Origin of the sequence: Aeromonas sp. 1HA1 (assembly GCF_029237385.1) — a bacterium.
Lineage (GTDB): Bacteria > Pseudomonadota > Gammaproteobacteria > Enterobacterales > Aeromonadaceae > Aeromonas > Aeromonas popoffii.
Map to the genome: position 1 here is coordinate 1 of NZ_JAACGC010000004.1, position 22,815 is coordinate 22,815.

Genomic DNA, 22,815 nt, shown 5'->3' on the forward strand with positions numbered 1-22,815 from the left:
CGGCCGCACGATGAAGAGCAAAAGTTAGCATGATCGTTACCATGTTCGGGAGTCACATAGGAGATCAGATCCTGGAAATCGGGAAAAGTGCCAATCAGTTCACAATATTTGTGTATAAGAGTCAGCTTCCAGACCGCGAAACAGCGGTATGGGGACGGCGATGAGGGAGGATTCGAGTGCGCTGGAGGTGCCCATCCAGAACACATTGATGGTTTGGCCCTTGCTCAGCTGCTGTTGCAGGCTGTGCTGGTTGAGGTTGAGTTCGACCTGCTGGATGCGAAATGGCTGCCCGGCATGGGTCAGCGCCAGTTCCAGCAGCTTGAGCTGGTATTCCTTGTCGAGATCGTTGATCGGTCGGCTGGGGACCTTGACCGTGAGGGTCTGTGCTTGTGCCAGCAACGGCAGACACAAGCACAGTTTGAGGAACCATTTCACTCTCTGCTCTCCTGTAGATTCCGGACTTGCCCGGAGTCTAACAGAACTTGTCACTCTCTTGTGCGACGCCGTGATCAGGGCTCATGTGAAGCTTTTTATCCGCATTTATCAACATAAACGCCGGTTCCTGTGCTGCGCATGGCTGACGACTTCTCGCGACCGGCTCGTGACGGTTCTTCGAAGAATCAGGCGACGCGACGATACACATGGGTATCGTTGAACTCCTTGGTACTCTGGCATTCGACGCAGAAGCGGGACTCGGGACGAGCCTGTAGTCGCTTGAGTGAGATCTCGTCACCGCAAGATTCGCAGTAGCCAAAATCCCCTTCGTTGATACGCCTTAATGCACCCTGCAGCTTGCGCAGGTGCAACTTGTCATGCTCGATGCGGTTCAGCTCCAGACGACGGGCTTCCTCGATACTGGCACGGTCAATTTCATCTGCCATCTCGTTGGTATCGGTGGCGATGGCCTGGCTGGCCTGGGAATTGAGGCGATCCTCGAGTTCGAGGATCTGGCGCTCGATCTGCCCCTTGTAAAAGGCCAGTTGGTCTTTAGTCATGAAATCACACATACGGTTTACTACCAGTCAGTTACTAACCCAATTATCCCTGTTTATGGGGGCTGTCTGCCTGCAGACCAAGCCCTGTGTCCTGCATTTGCACCAAATCCAAGCAGGAGAGTGCAAATCAGGGCGGGCCTTGTACCAAAAAAAAGCAGGTATGCAAAGCAAATAGGGCAAGGATTGTGCGCCCTTGCAAAAAAATGACCCGATTCGGACAGGGGCTGACTGAGAACATGGGGGATCAGGCCCCCTCGGTGGCACCGGGATTGCCGTCAGCGTTGAGGGCGCCAGGGTGTTTAGTATTTGGTGTCGCCATGGTCATTATATGCACCGTTACTTATCATTTTTTAAACACCACTGCTTGACATTGGCTATAACGGCGGGCTTTTATGGTGGTGTTGATTACAATTCGATAACAAGGGTGTTCCATATATTAGACACCTTTGCCAATGGCAATCGTAAAGTCGGGGTTTAACATGGACAGTATCAAGGGCTGGATGGAGAGCAATCGCATCACGGAAGTGGAGTGCCTGTTTCCGGATTTCACCGGTAATGCCCGAGGCAAGATCATTCCAGCCAACAAATTTTTGCGCGAAGGGGGCATGCGGCTGCCCGAGGTCATCTTCACCCAGACGGTGACCGGCGAGTACCCGGATGACGACAGCATGATAGACCCGCTGGAGCGGGACATGCAGCTCTACCCGGACCCCAACACCATTCGTTTTGTGCCCTGGGCGCTGGAGCCGACCGCTCAGGTGATCCACGACTGTTTCGACATCAATGGCAAGCTGATCGACATAGCACCGCGCTCCGTGCTGCGTCGGGTCCTGTCATTTTATGAGAAACAGGGCTGGAAGCCGGTGGTGGCGCCCGAGCTGGAGTTCTATCTGGTCAAGCGCAACGAAGACCCCGACTATCCGCTGGTGCCGCCCATTGGCCGCAATGGCCGTCCCGAGACGGCCCGCCAGTCGTTCAGTATTGATGCGGTCAACGAATTCGACCCCATCTTCGAAGACATGTACGACTACTGTGAGGCGCAGGAGCTGGAAGTGGACACCCTGATCCACGAATCCGGCGCCGCCCAGATGGAGATCAACTTCCTGCACGGCGATGCCATCGATCTGGCGGATCAGGTGTTCCTGTTCAAGCGCACCATGCGTGAGGCGGCCCACAAGCATGGCATCTACGCCACCTTTATGGCCAAGCCGATGAGCGACGAGCCGGGCTCCGCCATGCACATCCACCAGAGCCTGGAAGATGTGGACGGTCGCAACCTGTTCAGCACGGAAAATGGCGGCAATACCGAGCAGTTCATGCACTTCATCGCGGGCCTGCAAAAGTACACCCCGGCGGTGACCGCCTTGCTGGCGCCGAACGTCAACTCCTACCGTCGCCTCACCTTCGGCGAGAGCGCGCCGCGCAACGTGCAGTGGGGGGTGGAAAACCGCACCTGCGGCCTGCGCGTACCCTTCTCCGAGGCCGGTGCACGCCGGGTCGAAAACCGCTTCGCCGGGGCCGATGCCAATCCGTATCTGGCCCTGGCCGCCACCCTGGCCTGTGGTTACCTCGGCATGATGGAGAAGCTCGAGCCGCTGCAGGAGATGAAGTCGAGTGCCTATGATCTGCCCTACAGCCTGCCCCGCTCGCTGGAGGAGGCTCTGAGTCACCTGGAACAGTGCGAGCCCATCAAGGAGATGCTGGGGGAGCGCTTCATCCGGGCCTTTGTCGCGGTCAAGCGCAAGGAGTACGAGACCTACTTCGGGGTGATCAGCCGCTGGGAGCGGGAGTTCCTGCTGCTGAACGTGTGATCCGGATGCGTGCTTGCCACGCGCCGCCCAGATAGGGGGAGGCCAATGACGGCCTCCCCTCTGCTCATATCGCATCAACACCCCACCCGTGAGTGGCAGTGCTGTGAGTGCGCCAGCCGTCCTCACCGACTGACGAAACAGTCTCGCTTAAATCGAAGGAACCGAGGAGCAAGCAATGAAGCAGACCACACGTGAGTGGCAACAGCTGGATGCCAGCCACCACCTGCACCCCTTTACCGACTTTCAGGCGCTCAACAAGAAGGGCAGCCGCATCATCACCAAGGCCGAAGGCATCTATCTGGAAGATTCGGAGGGGCGCCGCATCCTGGACGGGATGGCGGGTCTCTGGTGCGTCAACATGGGTTATGGTCGGCAGGAACTGGTGGATGCCGCCACCAAACAGATGCAGCTACTGCCCTACTACAACCTCTTCTTCCAGACCAGCCACCCGCCTGCGGCCGAGCTGGCGACCCTGCTGGCCGAGATCACCCCCTCCCATCTCAATCACGTCTTCTTCACCGGTTCGGGCTCCGAGTGCAACGATACCGTACTGCGCATGGTACGCCACTACTGGGCCAGCAAGGGGCAGCCGGACAAGCAGGTGATCATCAGTCGCCACAATGCCTACCACGGCTCGACGGTGGCGGGCGCCAGCCTGGGCGGCATGAAGGGCATGCATGCCCAGGGTGGCCTGCCCATCCCCGGCATAGTGCACATCGATCAGCCCTACCACTTCGGTGAGGGGCAGGGGATGAGCGCCCATGAGTTTGGTCTGGAGCGCGCCCGCCAGCTGGAACAGAAGATACTGGAACTGGGGGTGGACAAGGTCGCCGCCTTTATCGGCGAGCCCATCCAGGGTGCTGGCGGCGTCATCATCCCGCCCGACAGCTACTGGCCCGAGATCCAGCGTATTTGCGATCACTACGGCATCCTGCTCATTGCCGACGAGGTGATCTGCGGTTTCGGCCGTACCGGTCACTGGTTCGCCAGCGAAGGGTTTGGCATCAAGCCGGACCTCATGTGCCTGGCCAAGGGGATCACCTCCGGCTATCTGCCGATGGGGGCCGTGATGGTGGGTGACAGGGTCGCCAAGGTGCTGGTGGAGGAGGGCGGCGAATTCAACCACGGCTTCACCTATTCCGGGCATCCGGTGGCCTGTGCCGTCGCTATCGCCAACATTACGCTTATGCAAAATGAAAGCATAGTTAAGCGAATTCATGATAATATCGGCCCCTATTTGCAGCGCCGCTGGCGCGAACTGGCAGACCATCCGCTGGTGGGAGAAACCCGTAGCAAAGGCCTGGTGGCCGCGCTGGAAATAGTGCAGGACAAACAGACCAACAGCCGCTTCCCGGCTGCGCTGCAGGCCGGTATGACCTGCCGGGAGTTCTGCTTTAACAATGGCTTGGTGATGAGGGCTGTCGGCGATACCATGATCATATCGCCCCCCTTGGTGATCACTGAGGAACAGGTGGATGAATTGGTCAATCTGGCCAGGCTCAGTCTGGATCTGACGGCTGCAAAGCTGAAAGGGTAGGTGAGTGCCGGGCAGGTTGGCTTGCGCATACAATTTGCTTAGGAGACAAGGACGATGTCTTTCAAAACGGGAATGATTGCCGCTTCTGTCGCGTTGGTCATGATGAGTACCGGGGCGATGGCTGAGAACAAGGTGTTGCACGTCTACAACTGGAGCGACTATATCGCGCCGGATACCCTGGAAAACTTCCAGAAAGAGACGGGCATCAAGGTGGTATACGACGTGTTCGACAGTAACGAGGTGCTGGAAGCCAAGTTGTTGGCGGGCAGTTCGGGCTACGACATAGTCGTGCCGTCCAACCCCTTCCTGGCCAAACAGATCAAGGCGGGCGTGTTCCAGAAGCTGGACAAGTCCAAGCTCTCCAATTGGCAAAACATGGATGTCGACCTGTTGAAGGCGCTCGATCCGAGCGACCCGGGCAACCAATACTCCATTCCTTACATGTGGGGCACCATTGGCTTCGCCTACAACGCCGAGAAGGTGAAAGCCGTGCTGGGCAAGGACGCGCCTGTGGACTCCTGGGATCTGGTGTTCAAACCGGAGAACATGGCCAAACTGAAAGAGTGTGGTGTCTCTTTCCTCGACTCCCCGACCGAAATGCTGCCGGCTGCCCTGCAATATCTGGGCTTCAAACCGGATAGCCAGAAGCCGGACGAGTTGAAGCAGGCAGAGGCACTGTTCCTCTCCATCCGTCCCTATACCGCTTATTTCCACTCCTCCAAGTACATCTCGGATCTGGCCAACGGCAACCTGTGTGTCGCTGTCGGTTACTCGGGGGACTTGCAGCAGTCCAAGGCGCGGGCGGCGGAGGCCAAGAACGGCGTGACCCTGACCTACACCATTCCGAAAGAGGGGGCTGGCAGCTTCTTTGACATGCTGGCCATTCCGGCCGATGCCAAGAACGTCGAGGCCGCCCACACCTTCATCAACTACCTGATGAAGCCGGAAGTGATCGCCAACATCACCAACGTGGTGCAGTTCCCGAACGGCAACAGGGCGGCGACCCCGCTGGTGGATGAGCCTATCCGTACCGACCCGGGTATCTACCCGAACGCGGAGACGCTCAAGAAGATCTATACCTTCCCGGATCTGCCGGCCAAGACGCAGCGTCTGATGACCCGCAGCTGGACCAAGATAAAATCAGGCAAGTAAGTGATGAGTGCCCCTCCCGGTCTGCAGTTCGGCCGGGAGGGTGGTGGCAACCCGACAGGTTGGACGGCGCGCATGGATGCGCACTGGCATACCCAAAAACATGAGGACTGATATACGTGCACACAACCAAGATAGTGACGATGGCCCTGGCGTTGGGGTTGGCAAACGTGGCCCAGGCAGCCCCAGTGGTTCATTTTTACAACTGGTCCGATTATATCGGCGAGACCACCCTCAGTGACTTTCAGCAGGCAACCGGGATCCGGACCGTCTACGACGTGTTTGATTCCAACGAGACCCTGGAAGGCAAGCTGCTGACCGGACGCACCGGTTACGATCTGGTGGTGCCTTCCAACAATTTCCTGGCCAAGCAGATCAAGGCTGGTGCGTTCCAGAAGCTGGATCCTGCCCTGCTGCCCAATCTGGTCAATCTGGATCCTGTGTTGCTCAAGCAGCTCGACAAAGTGGATCCGGGTCATCAGTACGCCGTGCCCTACCTGTGGGGTACCAATGGCATCGGTTACAACGTTGACAAGGTCAAGGCCGTGCTGGGGGTCGACAAGATTGACTCCTGGGCCATGATTTTCGAGCCGGAAAACATGCAGAAGCTGGCCCGTTGCGGCGTCGCCTTTCTCGACTCGGCCGACGAGATGATCCCGGCGGCGCTCAACTACCTCGGGCTAGATCCCAACAGCCAGGAACCGGCCGATCTCAAGCGTGCCGAGAGCCAGTTGCTCAAGGTGCGACCCTATGTGGCCTACTTCCACTCCTCCAAGTACATAGGCGATCTGGCCAATGGCGACATCTGCGTCGCAGCCGGCTTCTCCGGCGACATATTGCAGGCGGCGGCTCGTGCCGACGAGGCGGGCAAGGGGATCAAGATTGCTTACAGCATCCCGAAAGAGGGGGGCAACCTCTGGTTCGACATGATGGCGATCCCGGCGGATGCCACCAATGTGAAAGAGGCGCACGCCCTGATCAACTACATACTCCAGCCAGAGGTGATAGCCAAGATCAGCAACCATGTGGGCTATGCGAATCCCAATGCCAAGGCGGGAGAGTACATGGACGAGAGCGTGCGTGATGACGAGTCCGTCTATCCACCCCAGGCGGTGCTGGAACGGCTGTATGTGCAGCAGGCACATCCCCGTGCGGTGCAGCGTCTGATCACCCGGAGTTGGACCAAGATCAAGTCCGGAACCTAACCTGGCGCCCGTTCGGGGGCGCCAGACTGTTTTATGGATCGGCCCAGGCCGGTATCACGTTTGGGAGTTTGGTAATGGCGATAGCCTCCAGTGCCTACAAGAAAGCCCTCGAGGGCAACCAGCAGCGCAAAGAAGTGCTGGTGAAGATTGACAGGGTAAGCAAGCAGTTCGATGAAACGCTGGCGGTCGACAACGTGTCCCTCAACATCCACAAGGGCGAAATCTTCGCCCTGCTGGGGGGGTCCGGCTCCGGCAAGTCGACTCTGCTGCGGATGCTGGCTGGATTCGAGCGCCCCACCGAGGGGCGCTTGTTTCTCGATGGTGTCGACATCACCGACATGCCGCCCTATGAACGTCCCATCAACATGATGTTCCAGTCCTACGCTCTGTTCCCCCACATGACGGTGGCGCAGAACATCGCCTTCGGTCTCAAGCAGGATGGCCTGCCCAAGGCGGAGGTGAATGCGCGAGTGGAGGAGATGCTCAAGCTGGTGCAGATGACCCAGTATGCGCGCCGCAAGCCGCACCAACTCTCCGGTGGTCAGCGCCAGCGGGTCGCCCTGGCCCGTTCCCTGGCCAAGCGCCCCAAGCTGTTGCTGCTGGACGAACCCATGGGAGCATTGGACAAGAAGCTGCGTTCGCAGATGCAGTTGGAGCTGGTCGAGATCATCGAGCGCGTCGGTGTAACCTGCGTCATGGTGACCCACGATCAGGAAGAGGCCATGACCATGGCCGAACGGATCGCCATTATGCATCTGGGCTGCATCGAGCAGATCGGCAGCCCCATGGATATCTACGAGACTCCGGCCAGCCGGCTGGTGTGCGAGTTCATCGGCAACGTCAATCTGTTCGACGGTCTGTTGGTGGAGGATGAGCAGGACCATGCCACCATCGCCTGCGCCGACTTGGAACAACCCATCTACGTGGGCCACGGCATCAGCTCCCGCGCCGAGAACAAGAAGGTGACCTACGCCCTGCGGCCGGAAAAACTGCTGATGAGCACCCAGAAACCGACCGAGATTGAGCACCCGGACTTCAACTGGACCAAGGGTGAGGTCTATGACATCGCCTATCTGGGCGGCCACTCGGTTTACCACATCCAGCTGCCCTCGGGCAAAATCGTTCAGGCTTTCATCGCCAACGCCGAACGCCACGGCAAGCGGCCAACCTGGGATGATCAGGTGTTCCTCTATTGGGAAGATGACAGCGGCGTGGTGTTGCAATCATGAAGGCATTGAGACGACTGAAGCGACTGGGTGGGCGCCAGCTGGTGATCGGCATTCCGTTCTTCTGGCTGTTCCTCTTCTTCTTGCTGCCCTTCATCATAGTGGTGAAGATCAGCTTCGCCGAAGCGGACGTGGCGATCCCGCCCTACACGGACGTGGTGAGCTGGGCCGACAATCAGCTCACCATCTTGCTCAACATGGGCAACTACCTGCTGCTGTGGGAGGATGAACTCTACATAGCGGCCTATCTCGGTTCTCTCAAGATTGCCTTCGTCAGCACCCTGCTCTGTCTGCTGATCGGCTATCCCATGGCCTACTCCATCGCGCGGGCCAACAAGGAGACCCAGACCGTTCTGCTGCTGCTCATCATGATGCCGACCTGGACCGCGATCCTGATCCGGGTCTATGCGTGGATGGGGATCCTCAGCAACAACGGTCTGCTCAACAGCGTCTTGCTGGGGATCGGGGTGATCGATGAACCGCTGCAGATCCTCAATACCAACCTGGCGGTCTATATCGGCATCGTTTACTCCTACCTGCCGTTCATGGTGCTGCCGCTCTACGCCAACCTGGTCAAGCACGATCAGAGCCTGCTGGAGGCGGCCTCTGACCTCGGTGCCCGCAACCTGACCCGCTTCTGGCAGATCACGGTGCCACTGTCCAAAAACGGCATCATAGCCGGCTGCATGCTGGTGTTCATTCCCGTGGTGGGCGAATTCGTGATCCCGGAACTGCTCGGCGGCCCCGAGACCCTGATGATCGGCAAGGTACTGTGGCAGGAGTTCTTCAACAACCGCGACTGGCCTGTGGCGTCTGCCCTGGCGGTGGTGATGCTGGCAGTGCTTATCGTGCCCATCATCCTGTTTAACCGCAACCAGGCGAAAGAATTAGAGGGCAAGGTATGAAGCGTTTCGGTTTTGCCAAGCTGATGTTGTGGCTGGGGCTGCTGTTTATCTACCTGCCCATGGTCATCATGGTGATCTACTCCTTCAACGCCTCCAAGCTGGTGACTGTGTGGGGGGGCTGGTCGCTCAGGTGGTACTTCGGCCTGCTCGACAACAAACAGCTGATAGGCTCTGTGCTGCGCTCGCTGGAGATTGCGCTCTATACGGCGGTTGCCGCCGTGGCGCTGGGGACGGTGGCGGCCTTCGTGTTGACCCGGATCCCGCACTTCCGCGGCCGGACCCTGTTCGGCGGGCTGGTGACGGCACCCCTGGTGATGCCCGAGGTGATCACGGGTCTGTCGCTGTTGCTGCTGTTTGTGGCCATGGCCCAGCTGGTGGGTTGGCCTGCCGAGCGGGGCATGGTGACCATCTGGATCGCTCACACCACCTTCTGTACCGCTTATGTGGCGATCGTGGTGTCGGCGCGCCTGCGGGAGCTGGATCTCTCTATCGAGGAGGCGGCCATGGATCTGGGGGCAAAACCCTGGAAGGTGTTCTTCCTGATCACCATCCCCATGATAGCCCCCTCGCTGGCGGCGGGTGGCATGATGTCGTTTGCCCTGTCGCTGGATGATCTGGTGCTGGCGAGCTTTGTCTCGGGTCCGGGGGCGACCACCTTGCCGATGGAAGTCTTCTCGGCAGTGCGGCTCGGGGTGAAACCCGAGATCAACGCGGTAGCCAGCTTGATCCTGCTGTCAGTGTCGCTGTTCACCTTTGGTAGCTGGTACCTGATGGCCAAGGCTGAGAAACGCCGTCGCGCCGAGATAGCCATGACCACCCAGATGCAGGCCGTCGTCTGACGCCATGATAAGATCCGCCTACTCTCGTCAACCTGGAGGATGAGTATGCGGATCTCCCTTTTTAGCGGTCGTGGCACCGAGCTGGTGCCCGGCCTCACCACCGCCATTCACAAGCAACCGATCGCTGCGTCCGTTCGCTGTACCTTTGCCGGTCTGGAAGGCGATGAGCAGTGTGACCTGCGCCACCACGGTGGCCCGGATCGGGCGCTCCACTACTATCCTGCCGATCACTATCCCTGGTGGCAGACCTGGCAAACCGCCATGGGCCTTGCTGCGCCCCGCACACCCTGGCAACCCGCCGCTTTTGGCGAGAATCTGTCCGGCCTTGGGTTGACCGAGCCGCAGGCCTGTATTGGTGATATCTATCGGCTCGGTGAGGCGCTGATCCAGATAAGCCAGCCGAGATCCCCCTGTTTCAAGCTCAACCAGCGTTTCGGTTATGGTCAAATATCACAGGTGATGCAGCTCAATGGCCGCTGTGGCTGGCTGTTGAGGGTGCTGGAGGAGGGGGCGGTCGCACCGCAGGAAACTATGGTGCTGGTCGACAGGCCCTATCCCGCCCTGACGGTGAAGCGGACCGCCGATATCCTGTTCAATCAGGTACGGGACGAAGCGGATCTGCTGTTGCTGCTGGAGAACCCGGCGCTCTCTCCCAATTGGCGCCAGCATGCGGCCAACTGGCTGGAACATGGGGAGGTGGCCGACTGGCAGCGCCGCTTGCTGGGACCCGCCGAATGTCAGCTTCCCTAGGGTGGGTTGGAGAAATGTCACGCCCTTACGCCCTTTCTGTGAACCCGGTGCCAAAGCGCTGAATAGTTGAACGAACGGCCATTTTTTTCCCTTAAAACACAAAAAAGGCTTGTGTCATGTCGGGGCATTAGGTAAATTCTCGCCCCGCAGACATCGGTGTGTAGCGCAGCTTGGTAGCGCACTTCGTTCGGGACGAAGGGGTCGGAGGTTCGAATCCTCTCACACCGACCATATTAGAAAAGGCCGCTCAATGAGCGGCCTTTTCGCATTCGGATTTTACCGATCCCGGTACGGAATGTCTGGCTGGCTGTGGCATGCCGAGGTCGTTGCAGCTTTCTTGCCCATCTATCCGGGTGCCGTCGTAGTGTGCAGGCATTAAAAGGGCCACCGCTCGGTGGTCCAGGGTGGAGTCTGATCCTGACTCCGGCACTCTAGATTGTGGCAATCTCGCTATGGGTCTTGTCTATGGTGCCCTCCTTGCGCGCAAGGCGCTTACTCAGATATGCCAGTGCTGATGCCGCAATGCCTTGAAGCTGTGTTGAGGTTGCAAGGCTGCGTGTTTGGGGTACTCACTAATGAAATGTTCGATTCCCTCCATCAGTTGTGAACGTAATGAAGACACGGGTTCATGCCAGGCTTGCAGGCATAAATGGCCGGGGATCAACTGCTCCTGATAATCTTCCAGCAGCTGCTCTGGCCAGGGTTCAATACCGGAATTGCGTTGCAGTAGATAATGGGTGGCGGGTTCACGGGCATAGATGAACTGAATCTGGGCCAGATCGCGTTGGCTTAGCGTTTGACTGTTGATATGACAGGTCAAATATTTTCCCGTCTTCAGATCCAAGAAGTGACCGCGTTGCCGACAGGCTACGATGCGATACCAAGGCAGGGGCGAACAGAGAGAGTATCCCTCAAGCTCCTGTTCCAGCCAGTGGCGACACTCGGGTGTCTGCACCTCGTCGAGCATGGACTCGATCTGTGTCAACAAGGCTCTGGATGGTTTGGTGGCCCGTTTCGCACTCATCGCCTGCAATCCTCCCTCTGCACACAATCCCGAATGTCAGTATGGACCCGTGGGTGGCAGAGGGGGTAACGATTCTAATGATTAAAATCAGATTAGCAGTGTTGTTTTTATGCAATCGGTGAGTCAGCCCACCAGATAGGTGCCGGTCCCGAAGGCGATGTGGGTGCCCTCTTCATTGTGCAATTCCATCCGGGCGACGGCGACCTTACTGCCGGCACGGATGATGTGGGCGGTGGCGATGAACTCGTTGCCGCGGCCCGGGCGCAGGTAGTCCACGCGCAGGTCTATGGTGCCGAGGCGGGAGAAGCGCTCTTTGAGGTAGTTGGGGGAGAAGTCTTCCAGCTCGTCGATGCAGGAGGCGGCGACTATCATGCCGCCGGCCACATCCAGCAGGCTGGCGGTGACGCCGCCGTGCAAGATGTTGTGGAAGGGGTTGCCGATTAGCTTGTCATCCATCTTGATGCGCAGCTCCACCTTCTCGAAGTCGTAGTGAGTCACCTGTATGCCAATCAGCTTGTTGAACGGCATCCGCTCGGCGAACAGGTTGGCAATACCACTGAGCGCCATCTTCTTCAGCATGTGTTTCATTCTCTGATACCGCTCCCTGTCATCAACGACGAGTAACAACGCCAGCCAGTCTGCAACACTTCATTAACAGTCGCAATGGCAGGTTTATTGTGAGCGGCGGCTGCTTTAGAATGGCGACCCCAAAGGAGAGCCCATGACCGCCATTGCCGAAACCTTGCCCGATACACCTCTTGCCCTGTTGCAGGCGGTATTCGGCTACCAGCAATTTCGGCCGGGCCAGCTGGAGATCATCGAGCAGATAGTGGCGGGACGTGATGCCATGGTGCTCAAGCCCACCGGTGGTGGCAAGTCACTCTGCTTCCAGATCCCGGCGTTGCTGCGCCCCGGGCTCGGGGTGGTGGTCTCCCCGCTTATCTCGTTGATGAAGGATCAGGTCGATAGCCTGCGGGCCAACGGTGTGGCGGCCATCTACATCAACTCGGCACTGAGCCGGGAGGAGATGATCCAGAACTTTGCCGCCATGCGCCGTGGCGAGATCAAACTGCTGTATGTCTCCCCCGAGCGCTTGCTGCAGCATGAGTTCATGGATCGGCTGGCGGAGCTGCCGCTCGGCTTGTTCGCCATCGACGAGGCCCACTGTGTCTCCCAGTGGGGTCACGATTTTCGGCCGGAATACGCGGCGCTCGGGCGGCTCAAGCAGTGGTTCCCCCAAGTGCCAGTCGTGGCGCTCACCGCGACCGCCGACGAGGCGACCCGCAGCGACATGCTGCACCGATTGGAGCTCAACGATCCCTTCGTCCACACAGCCAGCTTCGACAGACCCAACATTCGCTACAGCCTGGTGGAGAAGTTCAAGGCGGCGGAGCAGTTGCTGCGCTACGTGCAGAGCCAGAAGGGCAACTGCGGCATCGTCTACTGCTCCAGCCGCAACCGTGTGGAAGAGGTCGCAGAGCGCCTCTCCCGCCATGGCAGCAAGGCTGCGCCCTACCACGCCGGCCTGCCGTTGGCCCAGCGCCAGCAGACCCAGGATGCCTTCCTCAAGGATGACATCGAGATAGTGGTGGCGACGGTGGCATTCGGCATGGGTATCGACAAGCCGAACGTGCGTTTCGTGGTGCACTACGACATTCCCAAGAACATCGAGTCCTACTATCAGGAAACGGGCCGGGCTGGCCGTGACGGTACCCCGGCCGAGGCGCTGCTGCTGTACGATCCCGCCGACATAGGCCGGGTGCGGCGCCTGCTCGACAACATAGAAAATCCCCAGCAGTTGCAGGTTGAGCAGTACAAGCTCAACGTGATGGCGGCTTTTGCCGAGGCGCAGACCTGCCGCCGTCAGGTGCTGCTCAACTATTTCGGCGAGTACAACGACAAGCCGTGCGGCAACTGCGACATCTGTCTGGACCCGCCCAAGAGTTATGACGGTACCGAAGATGCCCAGAAGGCGCTCTCCTGCGTCTGGCGGGTGGGCCAGAACTTCGGTGTGGGTTACGTGGTGGAGGTACTGCGTGGCTCTCTCAACCAGCGCATCAAGGATCACGGCCACGACAAGCTGTCGACCTACGGCATCGGCAAGGATCAGAGTCACGAGTACTGGATGAGTGTGATCCGCCAGTTGATCCACAAGGGGCTGCTGACCCAGAACATCACCCGCAATCTGGTGCTGCAGCTGACCGAAGCGGCCCGCCCTGTGCTGCGTGGTGAGATGAAGCTGGAACTGGCGGTGCCACGGTTGCAGCCCATCTCCAGTCGCAAGGAGAAGCGCAACGGCCTGCTGGACAACACCAACTATGACAAACGGCTGTTCAAGGAGCTGCGCGGCCTGCGCAAGCAGATCGCCGAGGATGAAGAGGTGCCGCCCTACGTGGTGTTCAACGACGCGACCCTGGTGGAGATGGCCCAGCTGATGCCGATGACCGAGGGCGAGATGCTGGCCATCAATGGCGTCGGGCATCGTAAGCTGGAGCGCTTCGGCGAAGCCTTTATGGACCTTATCATCGACTACTGCCGCCGCTAGGAAAGCAGGTCCATCAGGAATAGGGCGCCCGTCCGCCGGGCACCGCGAGGCTATTTCAAGCTGGCGTAGTAGGCCGCCAGGTTCTCCATGTCGGTCTCGGTTAGCGGGGCCATGAAGGGCAGCATCAGGGGTTCCTTGCGACTGCCGTCCTTGAAGGCTTTCAACTGTTTCACCAGATAGGCGGCATTCTGGCCGGCCAGATGGGGATAGCCGGGGATCAGTGCCTTGCCCTCAACCCCATGGCAGGCGGAGCAGACCACCGCCTTGGCCTTGCCCGTCTCGATATCGGCCGCCAGGGCTTGTCCCCACAACAACATCAGCAGGGGCAGGGCGCCCAACCATCTTTGCATCTTTTTCCCCTCGAAATGAAATAGCGCGATCGCCTGTTAGCCTGAGTGGGCCGACGGCGGTATAAAGAGTGACACGAGCATACGCAGGGACGAATCGTACTACCATGAAGCTGATCAACACTTTTGCCACCGAACTGCCCTGGGCCTGTGAGCCCGTGGCCCCCCAGCCGCTGCACGAGCCTAGCTTGCTGCACCTCAACCACAGCCTGCTGAACGAGCTGGGACTGGGCGATGTCAGCGAAACAGACTGGCTTGCCTGCTGTGGTCTGGGTCAGCCGCTGTCCGGTATGCAGCCGGTGGCCCAAGTCTATGCGGGCCATCAGTTCGGCGGTTACAGCCCACGCCTCGGTGATGGGCGTGCGCTGCTGCTGGTTGAGCTGCGGGCGCCGGATGGTCAGGGCTGGGATCTGCACCTGAAAGGGGCGGGCAAGACGCCTTTCTCCCGCTTTGGTGACGGTCGCGCCGTGCTGAGATCCAGCATCCGCGAATATCTCGCCTCAGAGGCGCTCCATGCCCTCGGCATTCCCACCACGCGTGCGCTGGTACTGGTTGGCAGCAAGGAGCCTGTCTACCGGGAGCAGGAAGAGACGGGCGCAACCGTGCTGCGAACCGCTCCCAGCCACCTGCGGTTCGGTCACATCGAATATTTCGCCTGGAGCGGGCAGGGGGAGAAGATACCGCTGCTCATCGACTATCTGCTGCGTCACCACTTCCCCGAGCTGGACAGCGGGGCTGAGCTGTTTGCCGAGGTGGTACGGCGTACCGCGCGGCTCATCGCCAAGTGGCAGGCGGCGGGCTTCTGTCATGGGGTGATGAACACCGACAACATGTCGCTGCTCGGGCTGACCCTGGATTACGGCCCATACGGCTTCATCGATGCCTATGTGCCCGATTTTGTCTGTAATCACTCGGATCCGGGCGGTCGCTATGCACTGGATCAGCAACCCGCTGTGGGTTACTGGAATCTGCAAAAGCTGGCGCAGGCGTTGGCAGACCATGTGGATGGCGACGCCCTGGCCGCCGCGCTGGCCCAGTACGAGCAGCAGCTGATGCTGCACTACTCCGAACTGATGCGCGCCCGGCTCGGGTTGGTGGTGTGGGAAGAGGAGGACCCGACGTTGTTCCGCGAGCTGTTCCAACTGCTGGCGAGCCAGAGAGTGGACTATCACCTCTTCCTGCGCCGCCTGGGTGAGCTGACTCAGCAGGGGGAGTGGCCAGCCGCCCTGCTGGCTCTGCTGCCGGATCCTGCGCACTGGCAGCAGTGGCTCGCGCTCTATCGGGCGCGACTGGTGCGGGAGGGAAGCGAAGATGCCGCCCGCAAGCGGCAGATGGATGCCATCAATCCCAAGTACGTGCTGCGTAATGCCCTGGCTCAGCAGGTGATAGATGCCGCTGAGGTGGGGGATATGACTCTGTTCGAGCGGTTGTTTGCGGCCTTGCAGCACCCCTATGACGAACAACCCGAGTATGACGACCTGGCGACCCCGGTTCCCCAGTGGTATTGCGGTGGCGAGCTTTCTTGCAGCAGTTGAGGGATGAGCGATGGATTGGCGTGTAACGCGGACAGACACGGAGTCAGCCGTGCTGATGCTGGATTGCCCCGGACTCTGCTGGGATACCTTCCCGGCGCTGGCAGGGACTTTGCTGCAGGAGTGGGAGCTCAGGCTGCTCGACAAGGAGTGGGGCGCCGATCGCCACGGCTGGTTGCTGGAATTTGAAGGGAGTCAGTTCAGGCTGGAGTATGAACATCATAGCGGTTGCTGGCTGACGGCGGTGCAGCCGGTCGATCGCGAGGTCTTGTTCTGGCTTGGCTGCCAGCATAATAAAGGCTGAGCGGGCTGCTTGGGGGGCATGACCTTGCCCTTTGATGACAATGGCCGCTGGTTGAGTCAATAGCATAAAGATTGAACTATCAGTTGGGGGGCGTATAATCGCGCCCCTCAATTATCGCCAATGGTGGCGGTATGGGTTCCCTAACCCCATTAACCAAAAAGGTCACAATATGAATCTGACCCCTGCTCAGCACCAGACGGCGCTGGTGCGTCTCTCGTTGTTCCACATCCTGATCATTGCCAGCAGCAACTACCTGGTGCAGCTGCCGATTACCATCTTTGGCTTCCACACCACCTGGGGTGCCTTCAGCTTCCCGTTCATCTTTCTGGCCACCGATCTGACGGTGCGGATTTTCGGTGTCGGTCTGGCCCGCAAGATCATCCAGACCGTGATGCTGCCTGCGCTGGCGGTTTCCTATGTGCTCTCCGTGCTGTTCTTCGAGGGCAGTTATCAGGGCATGGGCAATCTGGCGGAGTTTAACCTGTTCGTGGCTCGCATCGCGCTGGCCAGCTTTATGGCCTATCTGGTGGGCCAGTTTATGGACGTGGTGGTATTCAACCGCCTGCGGCGGCTCAGGGCCTGGTGGGTGGCACCCGCCGCCTCGACCCTGTTTGGCAACCTGGTGGATACCATCGCCTTCTTCAGCATCGCCTTCTGGCGTAGCACGGATCCCTTCATGGCCGAGCACTGGGTCGAGATCGCAACCGTGGACTATGTGTTCAAGTTGCTGATAAGCCTTGGTCTGTTTGTGCCTCTCTACGGCGTCCTACTGCGTTATCTCAGCAGCAAGCTGGTGGGTGAGGCCGGATTGGCCGGCCTGCAAGCGGCGACGCGCCAAGCCTGACGCAATTGACCATCCCCGGGGTGGTCAATTTTTTTGCACTTTTGCCAAATAAGAGTTGCTTAGTTAAATGAGAATGATTATTGTTAACTTGTTTTCCGGGAAAGACTTCATTCGTTCCAACGTGATGGACTTCTTGTGAAGGCACGACATTGCTCACATTGCTTCCAGTTATAGGGCCAGTTCTTCTGGCCCTCTTTTTTTGTTTTTTTCAGCAAGTGACAGCCATAAAAAAATGGGAGCCAAGGCTCCCATCGTCACAACTCAGGTTGCGGCTTACTCGATATCGAGCGCCTCAGGGGAGAGGATCACCCCTGTGGTATCTGCGTAGAGATGGTCATCCGGCAGGAAGGTGACGCCACCGAAGTTGACCGGCAGATCCGTCTCCCCCACGTCCTTGCTGTCGGCGCCCACCGGAATGGCAGCCAGTGCCTGAATGCCGATATCCAGATCCTCCAGGATGTCGACTTCGCGCACGCAGCCGTAGCAGACGATGCCTTCCCACTCGTTCTCGGCTGCCGTAGTGGCAATCTCGCTGTCGATCAAGGCACGGCGCATGGAGCCACCGCCATCGATCAGCAGCACGCGGCCGACGCCGTTCTCTTTAACGATCTCACGGATCAGGCCATTCGATTCGAAGCATTTGACTGTGGTGATGACGCCGCCGAAAGAGGCGCGGCCGCCGAAGGAGCAGAGCATGGGTTCGAGCACATCCACCATGTCCTGATAGATGTCGCACAGTTCTGAAGTGTTGTATTCCATAGTGTCAAATCCACGGCTGGAAACAGGTGGGATCCAGTATAAGGAGTGGGACTGGCATTTCAATGAATATTCCTTGAACAACAACGGGGATAGCGTTTTCTGCGTAATCTCAATGCACTCCATTCCCTGTTCGTGAGAGGTCCATCGTGCTGATCCGTCATAAGTTGATCCTGAACACAGTGCTGGTGGCCAGCGAGGTGAACCGCAACGTCAACAACATCCGCGACATAGCCCAGGAGGCGAGCCTGATGGCGGAGGAAAATGCCACATGCAGCCATGGCTTGACCGAGCAGGCCAAGCTGCTCAATCAGGCGGTGGCTAGGTATCGGGTCTAGCTGCCCGCCCCCTGGAACAGAGAAAGGGGTCCGTTCAGGACCCCTTTTTTGATCGGGACGACTCGTCCTTACTAGATGAGGAACAGGGTCGCCAGCCCGAGGAAGATGAAGAAGCCGCCGGTATCCGTGATGGCGGTGATCATCACGCTGGCACCGATCGCCGGATCCCGGCCGAGACGTGACATCGTCATGGGGATGATGACCCCCATCAGGGCGGCGACCAGCAGGTTGATCATCATGGCCAGCGTCATTACGGCGCCCAGTGCGGCATCCTGATAGAGGGCATAGGTGGCCAGCCCCATGGTGCCGCCCCACACCAGGCCGTTGATAAGTGCCACCCCCAGTTCGCGCCACAGCAGGAAGGAGACGTTGCCAGCCTGGATGTGCTGCAGCGCCAGCGCCCGCACTATCATGGTGATGGTCTGGTTGCCTGTGTTGCCGCCGATCCCCGCGACTATGGGCATCAGGGCCGCCAGCGCCACCAGTTGCGATATGGTGTGCTCGAACAGACCTATGACCCGGGAGGCCACGAAGGCGGTACAGAGGTTGATGGCGAGCCAGGCCCAGCGGGTCTTGACCGCTTTGCTGACCGGGGCGAATACGTCTTCATCTTCGCTGATCCCCCCCATGCGGCGCAGATCTGTGTCGCTCTCCTCATACACCAGATCCACCACTTCGGCGACGGTGAGGCGGCCCATCAGCTTGCCGCGTGCGTCCACCACGGCGGCGGAGATCAGGTCATCCCGCTCGAAGGTGCGGGCCGCGGCCTCGTCGTTGTCCTCCGGATCGAAGGTGACTGGATCCCGCTCCATCACCTCGGCGACCAGGGTTGCCGGCTTGTGCAGTAGCACTGTGGTGAGCGGCAGTTCCCCCTGCAGTCGGTTGCGCCTGTCGATGACGAACAGCTTGTCGGTGTTGACGGGGATCTTGCCGCGCAGGCGCAGGTAGCGCTGCACGGTCGCCAGACTCACCTCGGCGCGCACCGTGATGAGCTCGAAGTCCATCATGGTGCCGACCGTGTGCTTGCCGTAGCGGATCACCTCTCTCACCCGATCGCGCTGGGGAGGTGCCATGGAGGTGAGCAGTCGGCCCATCAGGTTGCGGGGCAGATATTGGCCGAGGTAGATCTGATCGTCTATGTCCAGGGTGCGCAGGGCGTGCAGCAGCGCCTTGTCGCTCATGCCGCTGATCAGGCTGTCCCACACTGTCTCCGAGGCCTCGACCAGAACCTGGCCATGCTTCGCCTCATCCACCAGTTGCCACAGCACGTGGCGCTCGTCCGGTGGCAGGGATTCCAGCGCATCGGCGATATCTGCGGCGGGCAGGCGGTTGACCAGATTGGTGATCTCGCTGGTCTGGTCGCGTAGCTCGGCATCCTGTACCGCCTGCGGATCCAGCAGGCTGTCGGTGAGGGCATCATCGACCAGCAGTAGGGTGAGAATGCGCGATCTGTCTTGTTCACGCTGCTTGGCGCTGTTCTTGACGGGGAGAGACATGACACAGAATTCCTGAATTCGGTTGGCCGGATGACCTTCCCTATAGGATACCAGACTCAAAACAAGAGGTTATGACCATGAATGCGGTAAGTGCGGATAAAAAACTGCCACCATGATGGTGAGGGTCTCAATGGCGAGTCTGACGGCGGGCTCAGGCCAGTGCAGCGCACCTGTCTGGCCTGGATGTTGTGCGGGCAGCGACGTGAGACTGAAATGGCATAAAAAACGCCTCCACAGGGGGAGGCGTCTTGGTACGGAAGGGTGCTGCGCTTGTGCTTACAGGATGAAGCGGCTCAGATCCTCGTCCTCGATCAGCGCACCGAGGTGGGCGTTGACGTAGTCGGTATCGATGACGAAGGTCTCGCCGGACTTCTCGGAGGCATCATAGGAGATGTCTTCCATCAGCCGCTCCATGACGGTGTGCAGGCGGCGGGCACCTATGTTCTCGGTGCGCTCGTTGACCTGCCAGGCCGCTTCGGCCAGACGGCGGATACCATCTTTGGTGAACTCGATCTTGACCCCTTCGGTGGCCATCAGCGCCTGGTACTGATCGGTGAGCGAGGCGTTCGGCTCGGTCAGGATGCGCTCGAAGTCATCTGTGGTGAGCGCGGTCAGCTCGACCCGGATGGGCAGGCGACCCTGCAGCTCTGGGATGAGATCGGACGGGCGGGCCACCTGAAAGGCACCGGAGGCGACAAACAGTATGTGGTCTGTCTTGACCATGCCGTGCTTGGTGCTGACCGTGCAGCCCTCCACCAGCGGTAGCAGGTCGCGCTGTACCCCCTCGCGGGAGACATCGGGGCCCGAGCTCTCGCCGCGCTTGCAGATCTTGTCGATCTCGTCGAGGAAGACGATGCCGTTGTTTTCGACCGCCGCAATCGCCTTCTGCTTCAACTCTTCCGGATTGACCAGCCGGGCTGCTTCCTCTTCGATCAGCACCTTCATGGCCTCTTTGACCTTGATCCTGCGCTTCTTCTTCTGGTTCTGCCCCAGGTTCTGGAACAGCCCCTGCAACTGGCTTGCCATCTCTTCCATGCCAGGGGGGGTCATGATGTCGACACCCATGGGACTGGCTGACAGCTCGAGTTCGATCTCCTTGTCATTCAGCTGGCCTTCTCGCAGCTTCTTGCGGAAGATCTGGCGGGTGTTGGAGTTGTCTGCCTTCTCCTCCTCGCCCCAGCTGTTGCGCGGGTTGGGCAGCAGGGCGTCGAGGATGCGCTCCTCGGCGGCTTCCTCGGCGCGGTATTTCATCTTCTCCATCTCGGTCTCGCGCACCAGCTTGATGGCGACGTCGGTCAGATCGCGGATGATGCTGTCCACTTCCTTACCCACATAGCCCACCTCAGTGAACTTGGTCGCTTCCACCTTGATGAAGGGGGCGTTGGCCAGCTTGGCCAGACGACGGGCGATCTCGGTCTTGCCGACCCCGGTCGGGCCTATCATCAGGATGTTTTTCGGGGTCACTTCGTGACGCATCTCTTCATCGAGCTGCATCCGGCGCCAGCGATTGCGCAGGGCGACGGCGACGGCACGCTTGGCGTCGGCCTGACCAATGATGTGTCGGTCCAGCTCGTGGACGATTTCTCTCGGGGTCATCTCGGACATGATGGAGTTCCTGTATCCGGGGCGGGCAGGGCCCACCCCTTGGAGAATGGGTTACGTGGCTGGCTTATTTAGCAGAATAGTTCAGCACTTCAATGGTGTGGTGGCCATTGGTGAAGACGCAGATGTCGCCCGCAATCTTGAGGGACTTCTCGACGATGGTCTTGGCATCCAGCTCGGTGTTTTCCAGCAGCGCGATGGCGGCGGACTGGGCGAAGTTGCCACCCGAGCCGATGGCGATCAGGTCATGCTCCGGCTGCACCACATCACCGTTGCCGGTGATGATGAAGGATTTGTTTTCATCGGCCACCGCCAGCAGGGCCTCGAGACGGCGCAGGGCGCGATCGGTGCGCCAATCTTTGGCCAGCGCCACGGCGGCGCGCTCCAGATTACCCTGATGGGCCTGCAGTTTGGCTTCGAAGCGCTCGAGCAGGGTGAAGGCGTCAGCGGTGCCGCCGGCGAAACCGGCCAGCACCTTGCCGTTATAGAGACGATGAACCTTGCGGGCGTTGCCCTTCATGACGGTGTTGCCAAGAGAGACTTGGCCATCGCCACCGATGACGACCTGACCGTTGCGGCGAACTGAAACTATGGTAGTCACTTTACTTACCTCGCTTGAGCCGAATAACGGCCAGACTGTGCATGGCAAGAAAGATGGGGATGGCAAGCGGGTTTTTCAAGCCTGTTGTTTGGCGGGACAAAACGGGGCGGGACAGGTGCAGTAGCGAGTGGCACCAAAAGAAACAGGGCCGGGTGTTGCCACCCGGCCCTGATCACTCATCCGCTGGCGGTGGTCATCCCTTTTTGGGGATGCAGCCGCTGATGCCGGCGCTTTGCAGCTTGCGGTTGGCCGCATCGACGGCCGCCTTGCCGCTAAAGGGACCCACCATCACCTTATAGACGGTGCCATTGTCGCCATTTACCATCTGCAGGCTGGAGGAGAGGCCGGCGCCAAAGGCGATACGCGCCTTGAGCGACTCGGCAGAATCCTGTGAGCGCAGCGCGGCACATTGCATCATGTAGCGACCGCTGTCAGCCGCCGCCTGAGCCCTGGTGGTCTCGGCCCGTTCCCGTTCCAGCTCGGCTCGCAGTTCACGCTCCATCCGTTCCCGCTCAGCTTGGCGGTCGATCACCTGCACCTGGGCTGTGGCCACGGGGGCGGGCTTGGCGGGTTGAACCGGTTGCGGCTTGTAAGGCTGCACCTGACCTATGGGGGTGCCCGGCTGGGGAATGTCGGTCGGCACCGGCTGCGGCAGTTTCTCCGGCTGCAAGGTCAGGGTCTGGGCAGGGGGCGGTGGCAGCACACCCGGTCGGGGGGGCGGCTCTGTGATATCGACCTGCTTGTTCTCCAGCCGTTCGATATAGCTCCACTTCTCCTGTGGCAACCCGTTGTTTTGCGTCTTGGGCTTGTTGGCCTTGACCTGTTCTTCAATGGTGGGGGCATCGCTGCCCTTGCCGTTGATCATGTAGAGGAAGCCACCAAAGCCTGCCAGCAGTGCCACGACCAGCAGGATTGGAATAACAGGAAAGCGGCGAGGGGCCGCTTTCTTGGTATTGCGGCCACCCGCCCGACGTCGCGGGCGGCTGCCGACATAATCTCGGGTTGCCAT

The 22,815-nt window shown here is 59.6% G+C and carries 22 protein-coding genes, 1 tRNA gene and 1 pseudogene; 14 read left to right on the forward strand and 10 right to left on the reverse strand.

From position 1 onward, the window contains the following. Positions 1 to 126: 126 nt before the first annotated feature. Together GWQ22_RS02010 and GWQ22_RS02015 are read right to left on the reverse strand one after the other, a co-directional pair. Positions 127 to 435: pseudogene (locus tag GWQ22_RS02010) on the reverse strand (hypothetical protein); the annotation flags it as partial. A 185-nt stretch (positions 436 to 620) separates the two neighbouring features. Beyond that, a complete protein-coding gene (locus tag GWQ22_RS02015; protein WP_005318322.1) occupies positions 621 to 1,007 on the reverse strand; it encodes a TraR/DksA C4-type zinc finger protein in 387 nt (128 codons plus the stop codon). Between the two features lie 467 nt (positions 1,008 to 1,474). Here GWQ22_RS02015 and GWQ22_RS02020 point away from each other — a divergent pair, with 467 nt between their 5' ends. The 9 genes from GWQ22_RS02020 (at position 1,475) to GWQ22_RS02060 (ending at position 10,648) form a co-directional block, all read left to right on the forward strand. Next, entirely contained in the window at positions 1,475 to 2,806 is a 1,332-nt protein-coding gene (locus GWQ22_RS02020; RefSeq protein WP_275929329.1) for a glutamine synthetase family protein, read from the forward strand. Between the two features lie 175 nt (positions 2,807 to 2,981). Beyond that, positions 2,982 to 4,343: an aspartate aminotransferase family protein gene (locus tag GWQ22_RS02025; protein ID WP_275929330.1), complete on the forward strand. Its 1,362-nt coding sequence runs from the start codon at positions 2,982 to 2,984 to the stop codon at positions 4,341 to 4,343. Between the two features lie 54 nt (positions 4,344 to 4,397). Beyond that, positions 4,398 to 5,495, forward strand: coding sequence for a polyamine ABC transporter substrate-binding protein (locus GWQ22_RS02030; RefSeq protein WP_042035913.1), 1,098 nt, complete (start codon positions 4,398 to 4,400; stop codon positions 5,493 to 5,495). Positions 5,496 to 5,611: 116 nt separating this feature from the next. Beyond that, positions 5,612 to 6,697 (forward strand): polyamine ABC transporter substrate-binding protein, encoded by a 1,086-nt coding sequence (locus GWQ22_RS02035; RefSeq protein WP_275929331.1) that lies wholly within the window; start codon positions 5,612 to 5,614, stop codon positions 6,695 to 6,697. 74 nt (positions 6,698 to 6,771) lie between these two features. Continuing rightward, positions 6,772 to 7,926, forward strand: coding sequence for a polyamine ABC transporter ATP-binding protein (potA, locus tag GWQ22_RS02040; protein ID WP_042035915.1), 1,155 nt, complete (start codon positions 6,772 to 6,774; stop codon positions 7,924 to 7,926). Further along, a complete protein-coding gene (locus GWQ22_RS02045; protein WP_108537724.1) occupies positions 7,923 to 8,828 on the forward strand; it encodes an ABC transporter permease subunit in 906 nt (301 codons plus the stop codon). The genes potA and GWQ22_RS02045 overlap by 4 nt, the downstream gene beginning before the upstream one ends. Then, entirely contained in the window at positions 8,825 to 9,667 is an 843-nt protein-coding gene (locus GWQ22_RS02050; protein ID WP_212512865.1) for an ABC transporter permease subunit, read from the forward strand. Before GWQ22_RS02045 ends, GWQ22_RS02050 begins: the two co-directional genes overlap by 4 nt. Positions 9,668 to 9,712: 45 nt before the next feature. Further along, the gene (locus GWQ22_RS02055; RefSeq protein WP_275929332.1) at positions 9,713 to 10,417 is read left to right on the forward strand and encodes an MOSC domain-containing protein; all 705 of its coding nucleotides are present in this window, start codon (positions 9,713 to 9,715) and stop codon (positions 10,415 to 10,417) included. Positions 10,418 to 10,571: 154 nt separating this feature from the next. After that, positions 10,572 to 10,648, forward strand: a tRNA-Pro gene (locus GWQ22_RS02060). Between the two features lie 265 nt (positions 10,649 to 10,913). Here the strand turns inward: GWQ22_RS02060 and GWQ22_RS02065 are convergent. Together GWQ22_RS02065 and GWQ22_RS02070 are read right to left on the reverse strand one after the other, a co-directional pair. Beyond that, entirely contained in the window at positions 10,914 to 11,441 is a 528-nt protein-coding gene (locus tag GWQ22_RS02065) for a hypothetical protein (protein ID WP_212512867.1), read from the reverse strand. 123 nt (positions 11,442 to 11,564) lie between these two features. Continuing rightward, positions 11,565 to 12,029, reverse strand: coding sequence for a thioesterase family protein (locus GWQ22_RS02070; RefSeq protein WP_042035920.1), 465 nt, complete (start codon positions 12,027 to 12,029; stop codon positions 11,565 to 11,567). Between the two features lie 133 nt (positions 12,030 to 12,162). Here GWQ22_RS02070 and recQ point away from each other — a divergent pair, with 133 nt between their 5' ends. Beyond that, positions 12,163 to 13,986, forward strand: coding sequence for an ATP-dependent DNA helicase RecQ (gene recQ / locus GWQ22_RS02075; RefSeq protein WP_275929333.1), 1,824 nt, complete (start codon positions 12,163 to 12,165; stop codon positions 13,984 to 13,986). Between the two features lie 50 nt (positions 13,987 to 14,036). On the opposite strand, the gene GWQ22_RS02080 is transcribed toward recQ, so the two are convergent. Next, positions 14,037 to 14,336 carry a cytochrome c gene (locus tag GWQ22_RS02080; protein WP_108536127.1) on the reverse strand — a complete coding sequence of 100 codons (300 nt, stop codon included), beginning with the start codon at positions 14,334 to 14,336 and terminating at the stop codon, positions 14,037 to 14,039. 104 nt (positions 14,337 to 14,440) lie between these two features. Here GWQ22_RS02080 and GWQ22_RS02085 point away from each other — a divergent pair, with 104 nt between their 5' ends. The 3 genes from GWQ22_RS02085 to GWQ22_RS02095 all read left to right on the forward strand — a co-directional run bounded on the left by GWQ22_RS02085 (position 14,441) and on the right by GWQ22_RS02095 (position 17,013). Beyond that, positions 14,441 to 15,868, forward strand: coding sequence for a protein adenylyltransferase SelO (locus GWQ22_RS02085; protein ID WP_275929334.1), 1,428 nt, complete (start codon positions 14,441 to 14,443; stop codon positions 15,866 to 15,868). Between the two features lie 10 nt (positions 15,869 to 15,878). Beyond that, on the forward strand, positions 15,879 to 16,169 hold the full coding sequence (locus GWQ22_RS02090; protein WP_042035924.1) for a DUF3630 family protein: 291 nt from the start codon (positions 15,879 to 15,881) through the stop codon (positions 16,167 to 16,169). A 169-nt stretch (positions 16,170 to 16,338) separates the two neighbouring features. Then, positions 16,339 to 17,013, forward strand: a complete 675-nt coding sequence (locus GWQ22_RS02095) for a 7-cyano-7-deazaguanine/7-aminomethyl-7-deazaguanine transporter (protein ID WP_042035925.1) — start codon at positions 16,339 to 16,341, stop codon at positions 17,011 to 17,013. Positions 17,014 to 17,286: 273 nt separating this feature from the next. On the opposite strand, the gene rraA is transcribed toward GWQ22_RS02095, so the two are convergent. After that, entirely contained in the window at positions 17,287 to 17,772 is a 486-nt protein-coding gene (rraA, locus tag GWQ22_RS02100) for a ribonuclease E activity regulator RraA (protein WP_026456861.1), read from the reverse strand. A gap of 146 nt (positions 17,773 to 17,918) precedes the next feature. Between rraA and GWQ22_RS02105 the strand changes: the two genes are divergently transcribed. Continuing rightward, a complete protein-coding gene (locus tag GWQ22_RS02105; protein WP_275929380.1) occupies positions 17,919 to 18,107 on the forward strand; it encodes a hypothetical protein in 189 nt (62 codons plus the stop codon). A 71-nt stretch (positions 18,108 to 18,178) separates the two neighbouring features. Here GWQ22_RS02105 and mgtE read toward each other — a convergent pair whose 3' ends face one another. The 4 genes from mgtE to GWQ22_RS02125 form a co-directional block, all read right to left on the reverse strand. After that, on the reverse strand, positions 18,179 to 19,603 hold the full coding sequence (mgtE, locus tag GWQ22_RS02110) for a magnesium transporter (protein ID WP_042035927.1): 1,425 nt from the start codon (positions 19,601 to 19,603) through the stop codon (positions 18,179 to 18,181). 276 nt (positions 19,604 to 19,879) lie between these two features. Then, the gene (hslU, locus tag GWQ22_RS02115; RefSeq protein WP_042035928.1) at positions 19,880 to 21,208 is read right to left on the reverse strand and encodes an HslU--HslV peptidase ATPase subunit; all 1,329 of its coding nucleotides are present in this window, start codon (positions 21,206 to 21,208) and stop codon (positions 19,880 to 19,882) included. Positions 21,209 to 21,272: 64 nt separating this feature from the next. Further along, positions 21,273 to 21,806 (reverse strand): ATP-dependent protease subunit HslV, encoded by a 534-nt coding sequence (hslV, locus tag GWQ22_RS02120; RefSeq protein WP_108537143.1) that lies wholly within the window; start codon positions 21,804 to 21,806, stop codon positions 21,273 to 21,275. Positions 21,807 to 21,999: 193 nt separating this feature from the next. Next, positions 22,000 to 22,815, reverse strand: coding sequence for an SPOR domain-containing protein (locus tag GWQ22_RS02125; protein ID WP_042035932.1), 816 nt, complete (start codon positions 22,813 to 22,815; stop codon positions 22,000 to 22,002).

What these genes read in the sequence shown, in the direction of transcription:
- GWQ22_RS02015 (WP_005318322.1), bottom strand. Translation starts at nt 1,007, where the DNA reads ATGTGTGATTTCATGACTAAAGACCAACTGGCCTTTTACAAGGGGCAG.
- GWQ22_RS02020 (WP_275929329.1), top strand. Translation starts at nt 1,475, where the DNA reads ATGGACAGTATCAAGGGCTGGATGGAGAGCAATCGCATCACGGAAGTG.
- GWQ22_RS02025 (WP_275929330.1), top strand. Translation starts at nt 2,982, where the DNA reads ATGAAGCAGACCACACGTGAGTGGCAACAGCTGGATGCCAGCCACCAC.
- GWQ22_RS02030 (WP_042035913.1), top strand. Translation starts at nt 4,398, where the DNA reads ATGTCTTTCAAAACGGGAATGATTGCCGCTTCTGTCGCGTTGGTCATG.
- potA (WP_042035915.1), top strand. Translation starts at nt 6,772, where the DNA reads ATGGCGATAGCCTCCAGTGCCTACAAGAAAGCCCTCGAGGGCAACCAG.
- GWQ22_RS02045 (WP_108537724.1), top strand. Translation starts at nt 7,923, where the DNA reads ATGAAGGCATTGAGACGACTGAAGCGACTGGGTGGGCGCCAGCTGGTG.
- GWQ22_RS02050 (WP_212512865.1), top strand. Translation starts at nt 8,825, where the DNA reads ATGAAGCGTTTCGGTTTTGCCAAGCTGATGTTGTGGCTGGGGCTGCTG.
- GWQ22_RS02055 (WP_275929332.1), top strand. Translation starts at nt 9,713, where the DNA reads ATGCGGATCTCCCTTTTTAGCGGTCGTGGCACCGAGCTGGTGCCCGGC.
- GWQ22_RS02065 (WP_212512867.1), bottom strand. Translation starts at nt 11,441, where the DNA reads ATGAGTGCGAAACGGGCCACCAAACCATCCAGAGCCTTGTTGACACAG.
- GWQ22_RS02070 (WP_042035920.1), bottom strand. Translation starts at nt 12,029, where the DNA reads ATGAAACACATGCTGAAGAAGATGGCGCTCAGTGGTATTGCCAACCTG.
- recQ (WP_275929333.1), top strand. Translation starts at nt 12,163, where the DNA reads ATGACCGCCATTGCCGAAACCTTGCCCGATACACCTCTTGCCCTGTTG.
- GWQ22_RS02080 (WP_108536127.1), bottom strand. Translation starts at nt 14,336, where the DNA reads ATGCAAAGATGGTTGGGCGCCCTGCCCCTGCTGATGTTGTTGTGGGGA.
- GWQ22_RS02085 (WP_275929334.1), top strand. Translation starts at nt 14,441, where the DNA reads ATGAAGCTGATCAACACTTTTGCCACCGAACTGCCCTGGGCCTGTGAG.
- GWQ22_RS02090 (WP_042035924.1), top strand. Translation starts at nt 15,879, where the DNA reads ATGGATTGGCGTGTAACGCGGACAGACACGGAGTCAGCCGTGCTGATG.
- GWQ22_RS02095 (WP_042035925.1), top strand. Translation starts at nt 16,339, where the DNA reads ATGAATCTGACCCCTGCTCAGCACCAGACGGCGCTGGTGCGTCTCTCG.
- rraA (WP_026456861.1), bottom strand. Translation starts at nt 17,772, where the DNA reads ATGGAATACAACACTTCAGAACTGTGCGACATCTATCAGGACATGGTG.
- mgtE (WP_042035927.1), bottom strand. Translation starts at nt 19,603, where the DNA reads ATGTCTCTCCCCGTCAAGAACAGCGCCAAGCAGCGTGAACAAGACAGA.
- hslU (WP_042035928.1), bottom strand. Translation starts at nt 21,208, where the DNA reads ATGTCCGAGATGACCCCGAGAGAAATCGTCCACGAGCTGGACCGACAC.
- GWQ22_RS02125 (WP_042035932.1), bottom strand. Translation starts at nt 22,815, where the DNA reads ATGGCAACCCGAGATTATGTCGGCAGCCGCCCGCGACGTCGGGCGGGT.